Origin of the sequence: Streptomyces sp. MMBL 11-1, assembly GCF_028622875.1 — a bacterium.
GTDB lineage: Bacteria > Actinomycetota > Actinomycetes > Streptomycetales > Streptomycetaceae > Streptomyces.
The window spans coordinates 6055068-6071713 of sequence record NZ_CP117709.1 but is presented as its reverse complement, the minus strand read 5'-3'; the positions used below and the strand labels follow the sequence as shown (position 1 = coordinate 6071713).

General features: G+C 72.5%; 16 protein-coding genes. 10 read left to right on the top strand and 6 right to left on the bottom strand.

The window, feature by feature from the left end; translation table 11 throughout:
• Positions 1–192: 192 nt before the first annotated feature.
• Positions 193–741: an NADAR family protein gene (locus PSQ21_RS27205; RefSeq protein ID WP_274033825.1), complete on the top strand. Its 549-nt coding sequence runs from the start codon at positions 193–195 to the stop codon at positions 739–741.
• Positions 742–885: 144 nt separating this feature from the next.
• Here PSQ21_RS27205 and PSQ21_RS27200 read toward each other — a convergent pair whose 3' ends face one another.
• Positions 886–1596: a DUF4190 domain-containing protein gene (locus tag PSQ21_RS27200; RefSeq protein ID WP_274033824.1), complete on the bottom strand. Its 711-nt coding sequence runs from the start codon at positions 1594–1596 to the stop codon at positions 886–888.
• A 120-nt stretch (positions 1597–1716) separates the two neighbouring features.
• On the opposite strand from PSQ21_RS27200, the gene PSQ21_RS27195 reads away from it, so the two are divergent.
• The 3 genes from PSQ21_RS27195 to PSQ21_RS27185 all read left to right on the top strand — a co-directional run bounded on the left by PSQ21_RS27195 (position 1717) and on the right by PSQ21_RS27185 (position 4368).
• A complete protein-coding gene (locus tag PSQ21_RS27195) occupies positions 1717–2751 on the top strand; it encodes an adenosine deaminase (protein WP_274033822.1) in 1035 nt (344 codons plus the stop codon).
• A gap of 22 nt (positions 2752–2773) precedes the next feature.
• A complete protein-coding gene (locus tag PSQ21_RS27190; RefSeq protein ID WP_274033820.1) occupies positions 2774–3487 on the top strand; it encodes a glycerophosphodiester phosphodiesterase in 714 nt (237 codons plus the stop codon).
• Between the two features lie 83 nt (positions 3488–3570).
• Entirely contained in the window at positions 3571–4368 is a 798-nt protein-coding gene (locus PSQ21_RS27185; RefSeq protein WP_274033818.1) for an SAM-dependent methyltransferase, read from the top strand.
• Between the two features lie 123 nt (positions 4369–4491).
• Here the strand turns inward: PSQ21_RS27185 and PSQ21_RS27180 are convergent, their stop codons facing one another.
• Complete coding sequence (locus tag PSQ21_RS27180) at positions 4492–5652, bottom strand: polyamine ABC transporter substrate-binding protein (protein ID WP_274033817.1); 1161 nt, start codon at positions 5650–5652, stop codon at positions 4492–4494.
• Between the two features lie 191 nt (positions 5653–5843).
• On the bottom strand, positions 5844–7283 hold the full coding sequence (locus PSQ21_RS27175) for a gamma-aminobutyraldehyde dehydrogenase (protein WP_274033816.1): 1440 nt from the start codon (positions 7281–7283) through the stop codon (positions 5844–5846).
• A 177-nt stretch (positions 7284–7460) separates the two neighbouring features.
• On the opposite strand from PSQ21_RS27175, the gene PSQ21_RS27170 reads away from it, so the two are divergent.
• The 4 genes from PSQ21_RS27170 (at position 7461) to PSQ21_RS27155 (ending at position 11412) form a co-directional block, all read left to right on the top strand.
• Positions 7461–7952: an Lrp/AsnC family transcriptional regulator gene (locus PSQ21_RS27170; protein WP_007452460.1), complete on the top strand. Its 492-nt coding sequence runs from the start codon at positions 7461–7463 to the stop codon at positions 7950–7952.
• Positions 7937–9316 (top strand): aspartate aminotransferase family protein, encoded by a 1380-nt coding sequence (locus PSQ21_RS27165; protein ID WP_274033812.1) that lies wholly within the window; start codon positions 7937–7939, stop codon positions 9314–9316. The genes PSQ21_RS27170 and PSQ21_RS27165 overlap by 16 nt, the downstream gene beginning before the upstream one ends.
• A 216-nt stretch (positions 9317–9532) precedes the next feature.
• The gene (locus PSQ21_RS27160) at positions 9533–10270 is read left to right on the top strand and encodes an ABC transporter ATP-binding protein (protein ID WP_274033810.1); all 738 of its coding nucleotides are present in this window, start codon (positions 9533–9535) and stop codon (positions 10268–10270) included.
• Positions 10252–11412 carry a hypothetical protein gene (locus PSQ21_RS27155; protein ID WP_274033808.1) on the top strand — a complete coding sequence of 387 codons (1161 nt, stop codon included), beginning with the start codon at positions 10252–10254 and terminating at the stop codon, positions 11410–11412. Before PSQ21_RS27160 ends, PSQ21_RS27155 begins: the two co-directional genes overlap by 19 nt.
• A gap of 48 nt (positions 11413–11460) precedes the next feature.
• On the opposite strand, the gene PSQ21_RS27150 is transcribed toward PSQ21_RS27155, so the two are convergent.
• Complete coding sequence (locus PSQ21_RS27150; protein WP_274033807.1) at positions 11461–11916, bottom strand: SRPBCC family protein; 456 nt, start codon at positions 11914–11916, stop codon at positions 11461–11463.
• Positions 11917–12138: 222 nt separating this feature from the next.
• Positions 12139–13461, bottom strand: a complete 1323-nt coding sequence (locus PSQ21_RS27145) for a hypothetical protein (protein ID WP_274033805.1) — start codon at positions 13459–13461, stop codon at positions 12139–12141.
• Positions 13462–13602: 141 nt separating this feature from the next.
• Between PSQ21_RS27145 and PSQ21_RS27140 the strand changes: the two genes are divergently transcribed.
• Positions 13603–14886, top strand: a complete 1284-nt coding sequence (locus PSQ21_RS27140; protein ID WP_274033803.1) for a sensor histidine kinase — start codon at positions 13603–13605, stop codon at positions 14884–14886.
• Positions 14880–15548: a response regulator gene (locus PSQ21_RS27135; protein ID WP_274033801.1), complete on the top strand. Its 669-nt coding sequence runs from the start codon at positions 14880–14882 to the stop codon at positions 15546–15548. The genes PSQ21_RS27140 and PSQ21_RS27135 overlap by 7 nt, the downstream gene beginning before the upstream one ends.
• A gap of 70 nt (positions 15549–15618) precedes the next feature.
• Here the strand turns inward: PSQ21_RS27135 and PSQ21_RS27130 are convergent, their stop codons facing one another.
• The gene (locus tag PSQ21_RS27130) at positions 15619–16641 is read right to left on the bottom strand and encodes an ABC transporter ATP-binding protein (RefSeq protein WP_274033800.1); all 1023 of its coding nucleotides are present in this window, start codon (positions 16639–16641) and stop codon (positions 15619–15621) included.
• Between the last annotated feature and the right edge of the window lie 5 nt (positions 16642–16646).

Sequence of the window (16646 nt, the reverse complement as noted above, 5' to 3'; positions counted from 1 at the left end):
CCGCTGTCCCGCTGGGCGGGGTCGGCGTAGCCTCTTCGTGAATTGAGTGCCGATCCTGACAGAGCGACTCAAGCCCAACAAGTGATTCCGTTGTTGCCTTTTGGTTACGCGACGGAATCTGTCGACCATGTGTCGTGTCGGTGCGGAAATCCCCGTACGGAGTGTCAGTGGCGGATGCCACACTCACATGCCATGGGACCGATCGATGATCTTCTGGCGGACGTGGCGCGGGGCAGGCGGGTGAAGTACCTGCCGTTCTGGGGGCACCGCCCGCGCCCGGACGGGCGGCTGGGAGCCAGTTGCCTGAGCCAGTGGTGGCCGTCGCCGTTCGCGGTGGACGGGGTGACGTACGCGAGCGCCGAGCACTGGATGATGGCCGGCAAGGCGCGGCTCTTCGGCGATCCGGAGGCGGAGCGGGCGGCCGTCTCGGCGAAGAGCCCGGCGGCGGCGAAGAAGGCGGGACGCCTGGTGCGCGGCTTCGACGAGGACGTGTGGATACGGGAGCGGTTCGCCCTGGTGGTGGAGGGCAGCACGCACAAGTTCGGGCAGGACCCGGAGTTGGGCGGCTTCCTCCTGGGCACCGGGGACCGGGTGCTGGTGGAGGCGTCCCCGCTGGACCGGATCTGGGGCGTCGGGCTCGCGGCGGACGACGAGCGGGTGGAGCGGCCGGGGCAGTGGCGGGGGCTGAATCTGCTGGGCTTCGCGCTGATGGAGGCGCGGGAGAGGCTGCGGGCGGGCTGAGCGCTCTGCGGCGCGGGGCCGAGCCTTTGCGTACGGGCCCCGCTCACGACGCCTCCCCTGCGGGCCGCCGCTACGACGTCCGGCCGGGCCGGGAGTGCTTCCCCGCCCGGCCGGGATCGACACGAGGTCCCTGGGCTGTCCGCTCTAGCGGCGGTTCTCCACGACCAGCGACGTGGCGAACGGGTCGTCGTAGCTGTCGTTGTAGTCGCTGTCGCTGTCGCTGTCGGAGCTCGTCGCGGCCCAGATGATCAGGCCGAGGATCGCGGCGCCGACGACGATGCCGACGGAGCCGAGGATGACCCCGGCGAGCGCCATGCCCCGGTTGGTGGCCTCGCCCCGCTTGGCACGACCGAGGCCGATGATGCCGAAGATCAGCGCGAGGATGCCGAGGATGATGCTGACGCCGTACATGCAGAAGCCGACCACCGAGATGATGCCGATCACCATCGCGGCCGTGCCCAGACCGTTGTTGGGCGCGGGGGCCCAGCCGACCGGGCCTGCTCCGTAGGCGCCGTAGCCGGGGTAGCCGCCGTACGGCTGCGGAGGCGGAACCGGATAGCCGTAGTGCGCGGCGGCCTGCGGCGGGGCCGCGTGGCCGGGGCCGTTCGGGCCGATCGGCGGCGGCGGTACGTCCGAGGGCGCGGGACCGAAGCCTCCGGCCTGGGGTATCGGCCCGGTGCCGTCCCCCGCGGCCGGCCCGGCGCCCGGCATCGACGTCACGGTCGGCTGGCTGTGGACCGGGGCGGGCGGCGGCGTGTGCGCACCCGGCTTGCCCAGTTCCACCCTGCTGTCCGGCGGTGCCCACGGATCGCGCGGCGCGGCCCCGCCCCCGGGCTGCTCTGTGTTGTCTGACATGGGCCTCCCCCATCGTGGTCCCGTCATGCTACGGCCAGGCCCGACGGCCCCGGACCCCGCCTGCGATGATCGGTGGGGCCGGTACGCCCGGCCGACGTCACGCCGAACGGGAGATTTCTGATGTCCGATCCGCATCCCTTCATCGCCGGGCTGCCCAAGGCCGAACTCCATGTCCACCACGTCGGGTCGGCCTCGCCCCGGATCGTCGCGGAGCTGGCCGCCCACCACCCGGACTCCAAGGTCCCCACGGACCCGGAGGCGCTGGCCGACTACTTCACCTTCACCGACTTCGCGCACTTCATCGAGGTCTACCTCTCGGTGGTGGACCTGATCCGCACCCCCGAGGACGTCCGGCTGCTCACCTTCGAGGTGGCGCGGGACATGGCCCGGCAGAACATCCGGTACGCGGAGCTGACCGTGACCCCGTACAGCTCGACCCGCCGGGGCATTCCCGAGGCGGCGTTCATGGAGGCCATAGAGGACGCCCGCCGGGCGGCCGAGGCCGAGCTGGGCGTCGTCCTGCGCTGGTGCTTCGACATTCCGGGCGAGGCCGGGCTCCGGTCGGCCGAGGAGACCCTCCGGCTCGCGCTGGAGCACCGGCCCGAGGGACTGGTCTCCTTCGGCCTCGGCGGGCCGGAGATCGGGGTGGACCGCCCCCAGTTCAAGCCCTACTTCGACCGGGCCATCGCGGCGGGCCTGCACTCGGTGCCGCACGCCGGGGAGACCACGGGGCCGCAGACGGTCTGGGACGCCCTGACCGCGCTGCGCGCCGAGCGCATCGGCCACGGAACCACCTCCGTCCAGGACCCCAGGCTGCTGGAGCACCTCGCCGAGCACCGCATCGCGCTGGAGGTCTGCCCGACGTCGAACATCGCCACCCGCGCGGTCACGGACATCGAGCTGCACCCGATCCGGGAGATGGTGGCGGCGGGCGTGCTGGTGACCGTCAACAGCGACGACCCGCCGATGTTCGGCACCGACCTCAACAACGAGTACGCGGTGGCCGCCCGGCTGCTGGAGCTCGACGAGCGTGGCATCGCGGAGCTCGCGAAGAACGCCGTGGAGGCCTCGTTCCTCGACCCGGCGGGCAAGCGGAAGCTGGCCGAGGAGATCGACACCTACATGACGAACTGGCTCCGGGCGCCGGGCCGCTGAACCGGTCGTCGACAATGGCCCCATGGCCAACACCGTCACCAGCGTCACCGCCGTGGGACATCGCGGCGATCCGTATCTCGCGCGCGAGAACACCCTGCCCTCGATCCGCTCCGCCCTCGCACGGGGGGCGGACGCGGTCGAGATCGATGTGCGGGTGACCCGCGACGGGGTGCCCGTACTGCTGCACGACGCGACGCTGGAGCGGCTGTGGGGCCACGACCGGCGACTGGACCGGCTGGACCTCGCGGAGCTGGAGGAGCTGACCCGCGGCGGGGTGCCCACGCTCCGCGAGGCGCTGCTCGCCGTCGGGGCGCACCGGGTGATGGTGGACCTGCCCGGCTCCACGGACGCCTCGGTGAAGAAGATCGTCGGGACGGTCCGGGAGTGCGGGGCGGGCGACCGGGCGTACTACTGCGCGAGCGCGGACGCGATGCTGCGGGTGCGCGCCGCCGATCCGTCCGCCGAGATCGCTCTGACCTGGACCACGCTGGCGCCGCCGCGTCCGGAGTTGCTGGCCGCGGTGCGGCCGCGCTGGCTGAACTACCGCTTCGGCCTGGTGAGCCGGGAGCTGACGGGCCGGGCGCACCGGGACGGGCTGCTCGTCTCGGCGTGGACGGCCGACACGAAGCACACGATGCGCCGCCTGATCGAGCGGGGCGTCGACTCGATCACCACCAACCGGATCGACACGCTGCACCGGCTGCTGGCCAACTCGCCCGGCCGAGGCGGTTCTTGATCGGTCCGGCATGATGGGGAGCCCCCGCACCGCCCGCCGCCGCACCGTGGCGCCGGGCCCTTGGGCATCGAGGAGCAGATGTGATGGACCCCCGACCGCAGGCGGCCACCGCCCGGATACGTTCCGACGTGGCGCACAACGCCCGTGTGTGGAACTACTGGCTGGGCGGCAAGGACAACTACCCGGTGGACCGGGCGGTGGGCGACCGCGTGACGGGGATGTACCCGAGCATCGGTGAAGTGGCGCGCGCGGACCGGGCGTTCCTCGGCCGGGTGGTGCGCCATCTGGCCGGCGACGTGGGCATCGACCAGTTCCTCGACATCGGCACCGGGCTGCCGACCGGGAACAACACCCACGAGATCGCCCAGCACACCGCGCCGCACGCGCGCATCGTGTACGTGGACAACGATCCCATCGTGCTGGCCCACGCCCGTGCCCTGCTGACCAGCTCGCTGGAGGGCGCGACCGAGTACGTCGAGGCGGACGCGCACCGCCCGGAGCAGATCCTGCGGGCCGCCCGGCCCACCCTGGACCTGGGGCGGCCGGTCGCGGTGATGATGCTCGGCATCCTGAACTTCGTGCTGGACACGGACGAGGCGCGGTCCGTCGTACGGACGCTGATGGCGGCCGTGCCGTCGGGCAGCCATCTGGTGCTGACCCACCCGACGCTGGAGCTGGGCGGCGAGGGCAACGAGGCGGCGATGCGCTTCTGGAACGAGAACGCCACCCCGCCCATCACCGCGCGCGACCGGGAGGAGTTCGCGTCGTTCCTGGACGGTCTGGAGATCCTGGAGCCGGGAATCGTCTCCTGCTCCCGCTGGCGTACGAACCCGCGGGAGCCGGAGGTCGCCCAGTTCGGGGCGGTGGCCCGGAAGCCCTGACGCGCTTCCCGGACGGGTCGGCACGGCTGTGCGGGCCGCGGGCGGGGGGCGTCCGGCGCCCGCCGGGACGGGCACCGGGTTCGCGGTGGCCGCCTGCCCCCGCGCCTCCGGCGTTCTCGCGTCTCACAGGCCGACGATGGAGTTCCACTTCTTGGCGAAGTCCATCCGTTCCCCGGAGGTGATGTCGCGCGCGATGGCGAGCCGTTCGCGCATCGCGCCGTCGGGGAAGATCAGCGGGTCCTCGGCGAGAGCGGCCGTCTCCTCGTCCTTGGCGGAGGCCAGGACGTCCCGGGCGGCGGGCACGGGGCAGACGTAGTTGACCCAGGTGGCGAGTTCGGCGGCGACCTCGGGGTCGTAGTAGTGGTCGATCAGCCGCTCGGCGTTGCGCTTGTGCCGGGCCAGGTTGGGAATCATCAGGGACTCCGACCACAGTTCCGCGCCCTCCTCGGGCACGACGAACTCGATGCCGGGGTTGTCGGCCTGGAGCTGGATGACGTCGCCGGAGTACGCCTGGCAGGCGAGCACGTCGCCGGTGGCGAGGTCCTTGATGTAGTCGTTGCCGGTGAAACGGCGGATGTGCTGCGAGCGGACCCGCTTCCGCGTCTGCTCGCAGATCTCGTGGAAGTCGTCGGCCGTCCAGCGGGTGATGTCGACGCCGTTGCCCTGCATCAGCAGCGCGAACGCCTCGTCGAGCCCGGAGAGCAGGGTGACCCGGCCGCGCAGGTCGTCCGCCCACAGGTCGGCGGTGGACCGGATCTCGCGGCCGAGCTTCGTGCGGTTGTAGGCGATGCCGGTGATCCCGGACTGCCAGGGGACGCTGTGGAGCCGTCCCTCGTCGAAGGCGGGGTCACGCAGCAGCGGGTCGAGGTACGTGGCGACGTTGGGCTGCCTGGCGCGGTCCATCTCCTGGACCCAGCCGAGCCGGACGAAGCGGGCGGCCATCCAGTCGCTGATGACGATCAGGTCCCGGCCGGTCTCCTGGTGGTTCATCAGCGCGGGGCTGATCTTCCCGAAGAACTCGTCGTTGTCGTTGATCTCCTCGGTGTACGTGACGGAGATCCCGGTCCGCTCCGAGAAGGCGTCCAGGGTGGGCCGCTTCGACTCGTCGTCGTCGGTGTCGATGTAGAGCGGCCAGTTGGCGAAGTGCAGGGTGCGATCGGTGGCGGAGCTGTCGCGTCCGGCCCGGTCCCCGGGCTCGACGTAGGCCGCGGGCACCCCGCAGCCGACCAGCGTGGCGCCGGCCGCTCCCGCCCCGAGGGCGCGCAGCAGGGAACGGCGGGACATGGGGTTCTTCCTGATCGCTCGCACCCGCGCAGAATGCCGGTCGGCGCTCGCGCGGACAATGGACCAAGCGTCCAGCGGGGCGGGCCCGCCCCGCACACCTTGTACAGAGGCGGCACGGAAACTCGTACAGGGGCGGCACGGAAACGGCCCCGGGCCGAAGCCCGGGGCCGTGCGCGGAGCCGACGGGAGGGTCAGTCCTCGATGGACGTCATGACGTGCTTGATACGGGTGTAGTCCTCGAAGCCGTAGGCGGAGAGGTCCTTGCCGTAGCCGGACTTCTTGAACCCGCCGTGCGGCATCTCGGCGACCAGCGGGATGTGGGTGTTGATCCACACGCAGCCGAAGTCGAGGTTCTTGGACATGCGCATGGCGCGGGAGTGGTTCGTCGTCCACACCGAGGAGGCGAGCGCGTAGTCGACGCCGTTGGCGTACGCGACGGCCTGCTCCTCGTCGGTGAAGGACTGGACGGTGATGACGGGTCCGAAGACCTCGTTCTGGATGATCTCGTCGTCCTGCTTCAGGCCGGAGACGACGGTCGGGGCGTAGAAGTAGCCCTTGTCGCCGACCCGGTGGCCGCCCGCCTCGACCTTGGCGTGGGCGGGGAGCCGCTCGATGAAGCCGCTGACCTGCTTGAGCTGGTTGGCGTTGTTGAGCGGGCCGTACGCCACGTCCTCGTCGTCCGGCTGCCCGGTCTTCGTGTCGGCCGCGGCCCGGGCGAGCGCCGTGACGAACTCGTCGTGGATCGACTCGTGGACCAGGACGCGGGTGGCGGCCGTGCAGTCCTGGCCCGCGTTGAAGAAGCCGGCCTCGGAGACGCCGGCGACGGTCTTGGCGATGTCGGCGTCGTCGAAGACCACGACGGGCGCCTTGCCGCCGAGCTCCAGGTGGACCCGCTTGACGTCCTTGGCCGCGGACTCGGCGACCTGCGTGCCCGCCCGTACCGAACCGGTGATGGAGGCCATCGCCGGGGTCGGGTGCTCGACCATGGCACGGCCGGTGTCCCGGTCTCCGCACAGGACGTTGAAGACGCCCTTGGGCAGGATCTGACCCATGATCTCGGCCATCAGGACGGTCGACGCCGGGGTGGTGTCGGACGGCTTGATGACGACCGTGTTGCCCGCGGCGAGCGCCGGGGCGAACTTCCAGACGGCCATCATCATCGGGTAGTTCCACGGGGCGACCTGGGCGCAGACGCCGACCGGCTCGCGGCGGACGATGGAGGTCAGGCCCTCCATGTACTCGCCGGCCGAGCGGCCCTCCAGCAGCCGGGCGGCCCCAGCGAAGAAGCGGATCTGGTCCACCATCGGCGGGATCTCTTCGCTGCGAGTGAGGCCCAGCGGCTTGCCGGTGTTCTCCGACTCGGCGGCGATCAGGTCCTCGGCCCGCTCCTCGAAGGCGTCCGCGATCTTCAGCAGGGCCTTCTGGCGCTCGGCGGGCGTGGTGTCACGCCAGGCGGGGAAGGCCGCCGCGGCGGCCTCCATGGCGGCATCGACGTCGGCCTGGCCCGAGAGCGGCGAGGTTGCGTAGACCTCTTCCGTCACGGGGCTGACCACATCGATGGTCCGCCCGTCCGCGGCGTCCCGGAACTCTCCGTTGATGTAGTTGCGCAGACGGCGCACCTCGGTGGTCACAACCACCCCTCCTGTCGGCTGTCCGATGGGTGAGATGACCACCCTAATCGTTCCGGTGACGCTTTCGACATACCCACTCGCCCTCAACTTCGGATTCAGTGAGATCCGGATGCCCAGACAACGAATTTCATCGATCTGGGGTTGCGAGACAGACGAGGAGCGGTGCATGGTGGGGGCGTGGCCAGTCGCAGCGCAGACTCCAGGACCGGGAACGGATCACCGCCAGCGGTCGATGCCGTCTCCCTCGCAATCATCGAGCAGCTCCAGGAGGACGGACGGCGTCCGTACGCCGCGATCGGCAAGGCCGTCGGCCTCTCCGAAGCGGCTGTGCGCCAGCGCGTCCAGAAGCTGCTCGACCAGGGCGTGATGCAGATCGTCGCCGTCACGGACCCGCTCACCGTGGGGTTCCGGCGCCAGGCGATGGTCGGCATCAATGTCGAGGGCGACCTCGACCCGGTGGCCGAAGCCCTGTCGGCCATGGCCGAGTGCGAGTACGTGGTAATGACCGCGGGCTCCTTCGACCTGATGGTGGAGATCGTCTGCGAGGACGACGACCACCTGCTGGAGATGATCAACAAACGCATCCGGACCCTTCCCGGAGTGCGCTCCACCGAGAGCTTCGTCTACCTCAAGCTCAAGAAGCAGACCTATATGTGGGGAACCCGATAGCCGTGAGCAAGGACCTCAGCCGAACCGCGTACGACCACCTGTGGATGCACTTCACCCGCATGTCGGACTACGAGAACGCGCCCGTTCCGACCATCGTCCGTGGCGAGGGAACGTACATCTTCGACGACAAGGGCAAGCGCTACCTGGACGGTCTCTCCGGCCTGTTCGTGGTCAACGCCGGTCACGGTCGTCACGAGCTCGCCGAGACGGCGTACAAGCAGGCCCAGGAGCTGGCCTTCTTCCCGGTGTGGTCCTACGCCCACCCGAAGGCCGTGGAGCTGGCAGAGCGTCTCGCCGGCCACGCCCCGGGCGACCTCAACAAGGTCTTCTTCACCACCGGTGGCGGCGAGGCCGTCGAGACCGCCTGGAAGCTGGCCAAGCAGTACTTCAAGCTCAAGGGCCGGCCGACCAAGTACAAGGTCATCTCGCGTGCCGTCGCCTACCACGGCACCCCGCAGGGCGCGCTGTCCATCACCGGTCTCCCGGCCCTGAAGGCCCCCTTCGAGCCGCTGGTCCCCGGCGCGCACAAGGTGCCGAACACCAACATCTACCGCGCCCCGCTGTTCGGCGACGACCCGGTGGCCTTCGGCCGCTGGGCCGCCGACCAGATCGAGCAGGAGATCCTCTTCGAGGGCCCCGAGACCGTCGCGGCCGTCTTCCTGGAACCCGTGCAGAACGCGGGCGGCTGCTTCCCGCCGCCGCCCGGCTACTTCCAGCGGGTCCGCGAGATCTGCGACAAGTACGACGTGCTGCTCGTCTCCGACGAGGTCATCTGCGCCTTCGGCCGGCTCGGCACCATCTTCGCGTGCGACAAGTTCGGCTACGTGCCGGACATGATCACCTGCGCGAAGGGCATGACCTCGGGCTACTCCCCGATCGGCGCCTGCATCGTCTCGGACCGGATCGCGGAGCCGTTCTACGAGGGCGGCAACACCTTCCTGCACGGCTACACCTTCGGCGGCCACCCGGTCTCCGCCGCGGTGGGCCTCGCCAACCTCGACATCTTCGAGCGCGAGAACCTCACCCAGCACGTCCTGGACAACGAGAACGCCTTCCTGACGACGCTGCAGAAGCTGCACGACCTGCCGATCGTCGGCGACGTCCGCGGCAACGGGTTCTTCTACGGCATCGAGCTGGTGAAGGACAAGGCCACCAAGGAGACGTTCACCGACGAGGAGACCGAGCGCGTCCTGTACGGCTTCCTCTCCAAGGCGCTGTACGACAACGGCCTGTACTGCCGGGCCGACGACCGCGGCGACCCGGTCATCCAGCTCGCCCCGCCGCTGATCTCCGACCAGTCGACGTTCGACGAGATCGAGGGCATCCTGCGGGCCGTGCTCACGGAGGCCTGGACGAAGCTCTGACCGGCACCAGGCCCTCCGGCTGATCGCCCACCAGCGGTCATTTCATACGGTTCTCCGGCCCGGATACGCCCCTTCGAGTGAGAAGGGGCGTATCCGGGCCGCGTGCTGTGCGCCCACACCGGTCCGCCTCTCTACGGTGCCGAGTGACCGATCGGCCGCGTCTTCGTTCCCCCGTACGGGGGAACAGGAAATCTGACCTGAACCGAGGTGTACGCCATGGTGGCCCCGCCGGACAACGACGTGATCTGGGCGCGTTCCCTGCACCACTCCCACAACGGATCGCCCGGTCTCGGCGGTGTCTCCCTCGGTGTCCGGGACGCCGAGATCCTCGCTGTGACCGGGCCGCGCGGCAGCGGGAAGACCACGCTGCTGCACTGCCTCTCGGGCCGGCTGGTGCCCCAGCAGGGCGAGGTGTGGTTCAACAGCGTCCCCGTCCACACCATGGCCCCCCGGGTCCGCGAACAGCTGCGCCGGGAGCGCTTCGGCTGGATCGCGTCGGATCCGGAGCTGGTACCGGAGCTGACCGTCTGGGAGAACGCGGCGCTGCCCCTGCTGCTGCGCGGCGTCTCGCACCGGGCCGCCAGGAAGGCCGCCACCGAGTGGCTGGAGCGCCTGGACATCGCCGCCTTCGCCAGGACGCGGCCGCACGCCCTGCTCCAGGCGCAGCGGCAGCGGATCTCCGTGGCCCGGGCCCTCGCCGCACAGCCGACCGTGATCTTCGCCGACGAGCCCACCGCGACCCTGCACCGCGCGGACCGCACCCAGGTGCTGCGCACCCTGACCACGGCGGCCCGCTCGCACGGCATCACCGTGGTGGTGGCCACGCACGACGCCGAGGTCGCCGCGCTCGCCGACCGGGCCGTGGCGCTGCTGGACGGCCGCCGCGTCGCCACCGGCGCCCTGCCCGCGGAACCGGAAGCGGAGGGCCGCGCGGCGTGCTCGCTCTCCGTCTAGCCCGCGGTTCGCATCCCCTCGTCCTGGTCCGGCGGCTGCTGGTGGCCGCCGCGTCGGCCGGCGTCGGATTCCTCCTCCTGTGCGCCCTCGGGTACGCCGCCGCGCACCCCGCGTCCGCCGGTTCGGTGCTGCGGCTGCTGTGGTGCTTCGTCCCGCTGGCCGCGACCGTGCAGCTCGCCGTGGCGGTGGCCCGGACCGACCCGAGCACCCGGCCCCGGCCGGGCCTCTCCTCCCTCGGTCTCGGCCCGGTCCGGCTGTCCGCGCTGGCCGCGGTTTCCACAGCCGTCTCCACCACGCTCGGCTCCGTGGTGGCTCTGCTCTTCTTCCTGCACCTGCGCGGCGATCTCACCGGAATGCCGTTCGACGGGGGCGCCGCGGAGTTCCTCGGCGCGGGCAGCCCGCTGCCCCTGGCCGCCGCGCTGATGCTGCTGGCGCTCGTACCGGTGGCCGCGTCGACGGCGAGCGCGCTGGCGCTGCGGACGCGGCCCGACCCGGCCCGGGACTCCTTCGGCTCCGAGGAGCTGCCCGAGCCCGCCCCGGCCCCGGCCGGGCTTCCCTGGGGCGTCGCGCTGGTGGCCGCCGGGCTCGCCGTCGAGGCGGTCGCCTCCCGGGGTGCGACCGGGAGCGCGTTCCCGCTGCCCGGACGGTACGACTCCACCCCGGTGGCGGTGCTGATCGGGTGGACGCTGACCGCGGCCGGCCTGGCGATGGCAGGACCGAGCCTGACCCATCTGTGCGGGCGGGCGCTGCAGGCGGTGCGCCCCGGGGCCGTACGGCTGCTGGCGGGGCGGGTCCTGATGGACGAGGCGCGCCGGATCGGCCGCCCGCTCGGGGTCGTCTGCGCGGTGCTGTCAGCGGCGATCGCCGCTTCGGCGCTGTACGGGGGCGACGAGCGCCCGTACGGCCCGCTCACCGCGCTCGGCGCGGCGCTGGTCCTCGGCTGTACCACGGCGACGCTGCTGACCTCGGCGCTGGAGGCCAAGCACGCCCGCGCCCACACGGTCGAGGCGCTGCTCAGGATGGGCGCTCCGGCCGCCACGCTGCGCCGGGCGACGGCGCTGCGGGCTGGCGCGCTGCTGGCCCTGTTCGCCCCGCTGACCTGGGTGATCGCGCAGTTGGCGGCGCTTCCGCTGACGAAGTGAACCCCGGGAGTGCTGCGCGGAGGCAGGGAGACGGCGCCCTGGGCGGGCTCAGGGATGGGTGGCGAGCCGGGCGGCCAAGGCGTCGAAGAAGGCCTCCCAGCCGTCCTCCGCCGCCGCGTACTGCTCGGGGGTCAGGTTGCCGCCGCGCTGCTGGAAGGCCAGCTCGGTGGTCCCGTCTCCGAGGTCGCTGAAGGTGACGGTGACGATCTCGCCCTCGGCGTCCTCGGGCGCGGAGCCGTCCAGAAGCGTGAAGACCAGCCCGTCGGGCTCGCTCACCTCGCGGTAGACCCCGTGGAAGGGCATCTCCACGCCCGGCATCATGATGACCAGACTCCACGTGCCGCCGGGCCGCACGTCCATGGCCACCCGGTCCAGGGGGACGTCCGCCTCGCCCCCGTACCAGGCGGCGAAGTCCTCCGGTGAGGTCCACGCGGCGAAGACCCGCTGCTGAGGAGCGTGCAGGACGCGGGTGAGGTCGATGCCCTCGCGGGTGCCACCGGTCATGATCACGGTCCTTGTCCGATCCGGCCGTCCCGCGGGGCCGGATCGGAGGCCGCGGGATTGTCCGCCTCCAGCTTGCCCGGCTCGCCGCCCCCGTGCCACGCCGGTCAGGGGCCCGGCGGTCCCGCGAGGGTGTCGTACGCCCCCCTCCCACCCTCGGTCTCGATGCCGACTGGGCGTGGCGGGAAGTCGTTGGGCACCACGAGGGTGCGGAGGCACGTCACGTCATCGGGAGACCTGCTTCCGTCGGCGTACGCGTGCGCGTACGGGGTCGATGACGAGGACGCGCACCCGTTCTCGTATGCGGTGGGGGTGGGCGGGCGGCTGCCGGGCGAGGGCCCAGGCCGCGAGGACCAGCGGGTGCACCAGATAGCCGAACCGGCTCGCGGGCATGAACGCGATGGCCAGGAGCAGTCCGAGCGCGAGCCGCGCGGCGGCGGCCGACGGCTTCCCCGGGGGCCGCACGAGCAGGGAGACGGCGAGGAGCAGGGCGCTCACCCCGAGCAGCAGCAGGGCCAGGGTCCGGCCGCCGGGGACGTGGGTGGCGAGCAGATGGCCGGGGAGCGGGCTCGCGGCGGACGAGACCGCTCCCGTGAGCCCGAGGGGGAAGTCGACGACATGGCTCCGGAAGGCTCCCGGGTCGCGCAGTGCGGCGGGCAGGACGAGCGCGGCGGCGGTGAGCAGGGCGACGAGCCCGCAGCACAGGGCGGCGGCCCGCCTCCCCCGCCGGCCGGCGTCTTCGAGGGCTTCGCGGCTCCCCCTCCGGCCGGCGTCTCCGCGGGCGGCCCGGCTCTCCCGCCGGCCCTCGCCTCCACAGCCCGTGGCGAGCAGGGCGAGGGCCACCGGCACCGCCGGCCACGCGGTCCACTTGAGCGCGGCGGCCAGACCGAGCGCCAGCCCGGCCCGGCCCGGCCGCCCCTGCCCCGCCCCGGCCAGCCCCAGGCACATCAGCCCCGCCACCGGCAGATCGACACCGCCGACCGCGAGCGGGAGCGCCACCAGCGGGCACGCGGCGAGCCACCGAGCCGCCTCGCGGCGGGCCCCCGCCGGCAGGGCGAGGGCGAACGCGCCGAGGAAGGCGGCGCCCATCCACAGCCGCGGGTCGGTGAGCGACCCGGGCCCGGCCACCGCCTCCGGGATCCCGAAGGCCGCCATGCCCGGGAGGTACGGGTTGAAGTCCTCGGGCGTGAAGGGCCGTTCGAGGTAGGGCGTCCCCTCCGAGAGCAGGAGCCCGGCCGAGCGGGCGACGACGTCGACCTCCAACTGCGCCCGGTCCACGGCGAGAAGCACCAGCAGGGGCAGCAGTACCGCGCCGGTGACGGCGACCGCTCCGGCCGTACGAGGGCTCCGCCCGCGAGCCGCGAGCACCGCGGCGGCCACATAGCCAAGAGCGGCGGCGGCTCCCCAGACCCGGTGCGGGCCGAGCGAGGAAAAGGCCGCGAGCGCCAGAGCGGTGGCCGCGCAGAACGCCCACCAGGCCGCGTCACCGGGCAGCGCGGGACGGTCCCGGTGCAGGTCGGAAGGGGTGGGGAGCGCGAAAGTGGCCATGCGTCCGAGGCTAGGAACGGGCCGTTCACGGAACGTCACACCACCGTCCGGTCCTTGAGGTCAACCCGTGGCATGAGACGGCACCGCGCATTCCACCCCTGCTCCGATGCGTCGGCCCCACCGGTGACAAAGAATCTGCGTATGACGCGTACCGTCCCGCCGGACCGCCCCGCCACAGCCACCGCCCACGCCACCGCCACTACCGGCGTCGGCGTCCTGCCGTCGGGCCGGGGCATCCGGCGACGGCTGCGGCACTGGACGGCGGAGCCCGCGTACGCCTGGCTGACCGGAGCCGGGCTGACGCTCTTCGCGGTCGTGGAGCTGGCCGTCGTACCGGGTTCGTCGATCACCGCCTTCGGGGTGCTGGTCTGCACGGCCTCGCTGGCGCTGCGGGCGACGCGGCCCGCCGTGGGGTTCCTGACCGTGGGCGCGGCCCTCCTCAGCTTCGCGACCGACGGCAACATGGCGTACGCCACCATCGCCGGCGCCCTGATCGGCTGCTACACGCTCGGGCGGCACCGGGTGCAGCATCCGGCCGTGCTCGTCCTGGCCGGTTCGCTGGCCGCGCTGGCCGTCAATCTGGTGCACATCGACCGGTGGGCCCGGGACGGCTCCCCCGGGCTGCCCGCGCTCCAGGGCACCGACCGGTTCAGCCTGGGGCTGTACGCCGAGACGCTGGTGCTGACGGTGATGATCCTGGGCGCGGTGAGCACGGGCGACGCGGTGCGGGCGCGCGAGGAGGCCCGGCACACCCGGGCCGCCGCGCAGTCCCGGCTGCTGGCGATGGAGCGGCGGCAGGCCGCCGAAACGGAACGGGCCGCGATCGCCCGGGAGTTGCACGATGTGATCGCGCACTCGGTATCGGTGATCGCGGTGCGTGCCGAGAGCGCCACGTACACGACCCCGGACCTCTCGCCCCCGGCACGGGACGCCTTCCAGGAGATCGCGGGCACCGCGAGGTCCTCGATGGCGGAGCTGCGGCGGCTGCTCGGGGTGCTGCGGACGGGCGACGACACCGCGACGGCCCCGCTCACCGCCCCGCAGCCTTCGCTGGCGGGTCTCGACGACCTCCTCGATCAGCACCGGGCGGTGGGCGGCGCGGCCGAACTGCACGTCACCGGCGAGCGGACGCCGCTGCCCGCCTCCTGGGAGCTGTCGGCGTACCGCATCGTCCAGGAGGCGCTGACGAACGCCCGGCGGCACGCCCCGGGCGCGCACACGGTGGTGGAACTCCACTACCGTCCGGGCCTGTTGACGGTCCGCGCGAGCGACGACGGGCCGGGGCCCGGTCCCTCCGGCGGCTCCGGGCGGCCGGGGCACGGGCTGGCGGGCATGGCCGAACGGGCCGCCCTGCTCGGCGGGGGCCTCACCACCGGCCGGGGCCCGGCCGGCGGCTTTCTCGTGGAGGCGGAGCTGCCGTGGTGATCCGGGGGCTGGTGGCCGACGACCAGGCGGTCGTGCGGACGGCTTTCTCCGGTCTGCTGAACACCCAGGAGGACATCGAGGTGGTCGGAGAGGCGGAGGACGGCGAGCAGGCCGTACTCAGGGCGGCCGAACTACGGCCCGACGTGGCCCTGTTGGACATACGGATGCCCAAGCTCAGCGGCATCGACGCGGCACGCGGCATCGTCGAGGCGTCGAACGGCGCGACCAGGGCGCTGATGCTGACGACGTTCGGTCTGGACGCGTACGTGTACGACGCCCTGACCGCGGGAGCCAGCGGCTTCCTGCTCAAGGACGCGACCTTCCCCGAACTGCTGCACGCGGTACGGGTGGTGGCGGACGGTCACGCCCTGCTGGCTCCCGAGATCACCGGCCGGCTCATCGCGGAGTTCACCCGGCAGCGGGTCAGCGCTCCCCCGCCGCGCTCGGTCGACGGGCTGACCGCGCGCGAGGCGGAGGTGCTCGTCCTGATCGCGCGGGGCCTGTCCAACGCGGACATCGCCGACCGGCTGACCATCACCGACCACACGGTGAAGACCCACATCAACCGGCTGTTCGCGAAGATGGGGCTGCGGGACCGGGCGCAGGCGGTGATCCTGGCGTACGAACGGGGGCTGGTGGTGGCGGGAACGCCGCAGCCGTGACGCGGAGGCGGCGGCGACCGCTCGCCCCGCCTCAGCCGTGACGCGGCGGCACCAACCGCTCGCCCCCCCCTCACTCCGCCGCCAGCACCACCGTCTCCGCGGCGTCGAAGCGGACGCCCACGACCGCGCCCTCGTCGGGGGTGTCCCGCAGGGCGCATTCGGCCTCCAGCACCGGCGCGTTCCCGGGCGTCAGGCGTACGGTCACGTGGTTCCCCCGGAAGGTGCGGACGCCGACCGTGCAGCGCAGGCCGTCCTCGGGAGCGCCGATCAGGACCCCGGCGGGCCGGACCAGCAGATCCACCTCGCCCTGCGGGGAACCCTCGGGCACCGGGACCTTGCCCCAGGCGGTGGCGGCGGCCGGGCCGGTCACGGTCGCCGGGGTGACGTTGTCGAAGCCGAGGAACCGGGCGACGAACGCCGAGGCGGGGCGCTGCCAGACGTCCAGCGGGCTGCCTTCCTGCGCGATCCGGCCGTCCCGCATCACGACGACCCGGTCGGCGAGCGCGAACGCCTCGCCCTGGTCGTGCGTGACGGCCAGCACGGTGGTGCCCAACTCCTGGAAGAGGGTGCGCAGTTCGACGACGAGGCGTTCGCGGAGGCTGCGGTCGAGCTGGCCGAGCGGCTCGTCCAGCATCAGGAGCTTCGGGCGCGGGGCCAGCGCGCGGGCCAGGGCGACGCGCTGCTGCTCACCGCCGGACAGCGCGGCGACCGCGCGGCGTTCGGCCCCGGGCAGACCGACCAGCTCCAGCAGCTCCCGCACCCGGTGCCCGGCCTCGGCCCTCCCGACACCGTGCATCCGGAGCCCGAAGGCGACGTTGGCGCCGACGTCCCGGTGCGGGAAGAGCTGGTGGTCCTGGAACATCAGGCCGAGGCCGCGCCGGTGCACCGGGACGCCGCTCTGGTCCCGGCCGGCCAGCAGGACCCGGCCGCCGTCCATCGGCTGGAGCCCGGCCACGGCCCGGAGCAGGGTGGACTTCCCGCTGCCGCTGGGACCGAGCAGACAGACGATCCGGTGGTCGGCGACCTCCAGGTCCACCGCGTCCAGCGCCGCCCGCTTCCCGAACCGTACGGTGGCTGACTGCAAGCTCAGCATGGTGT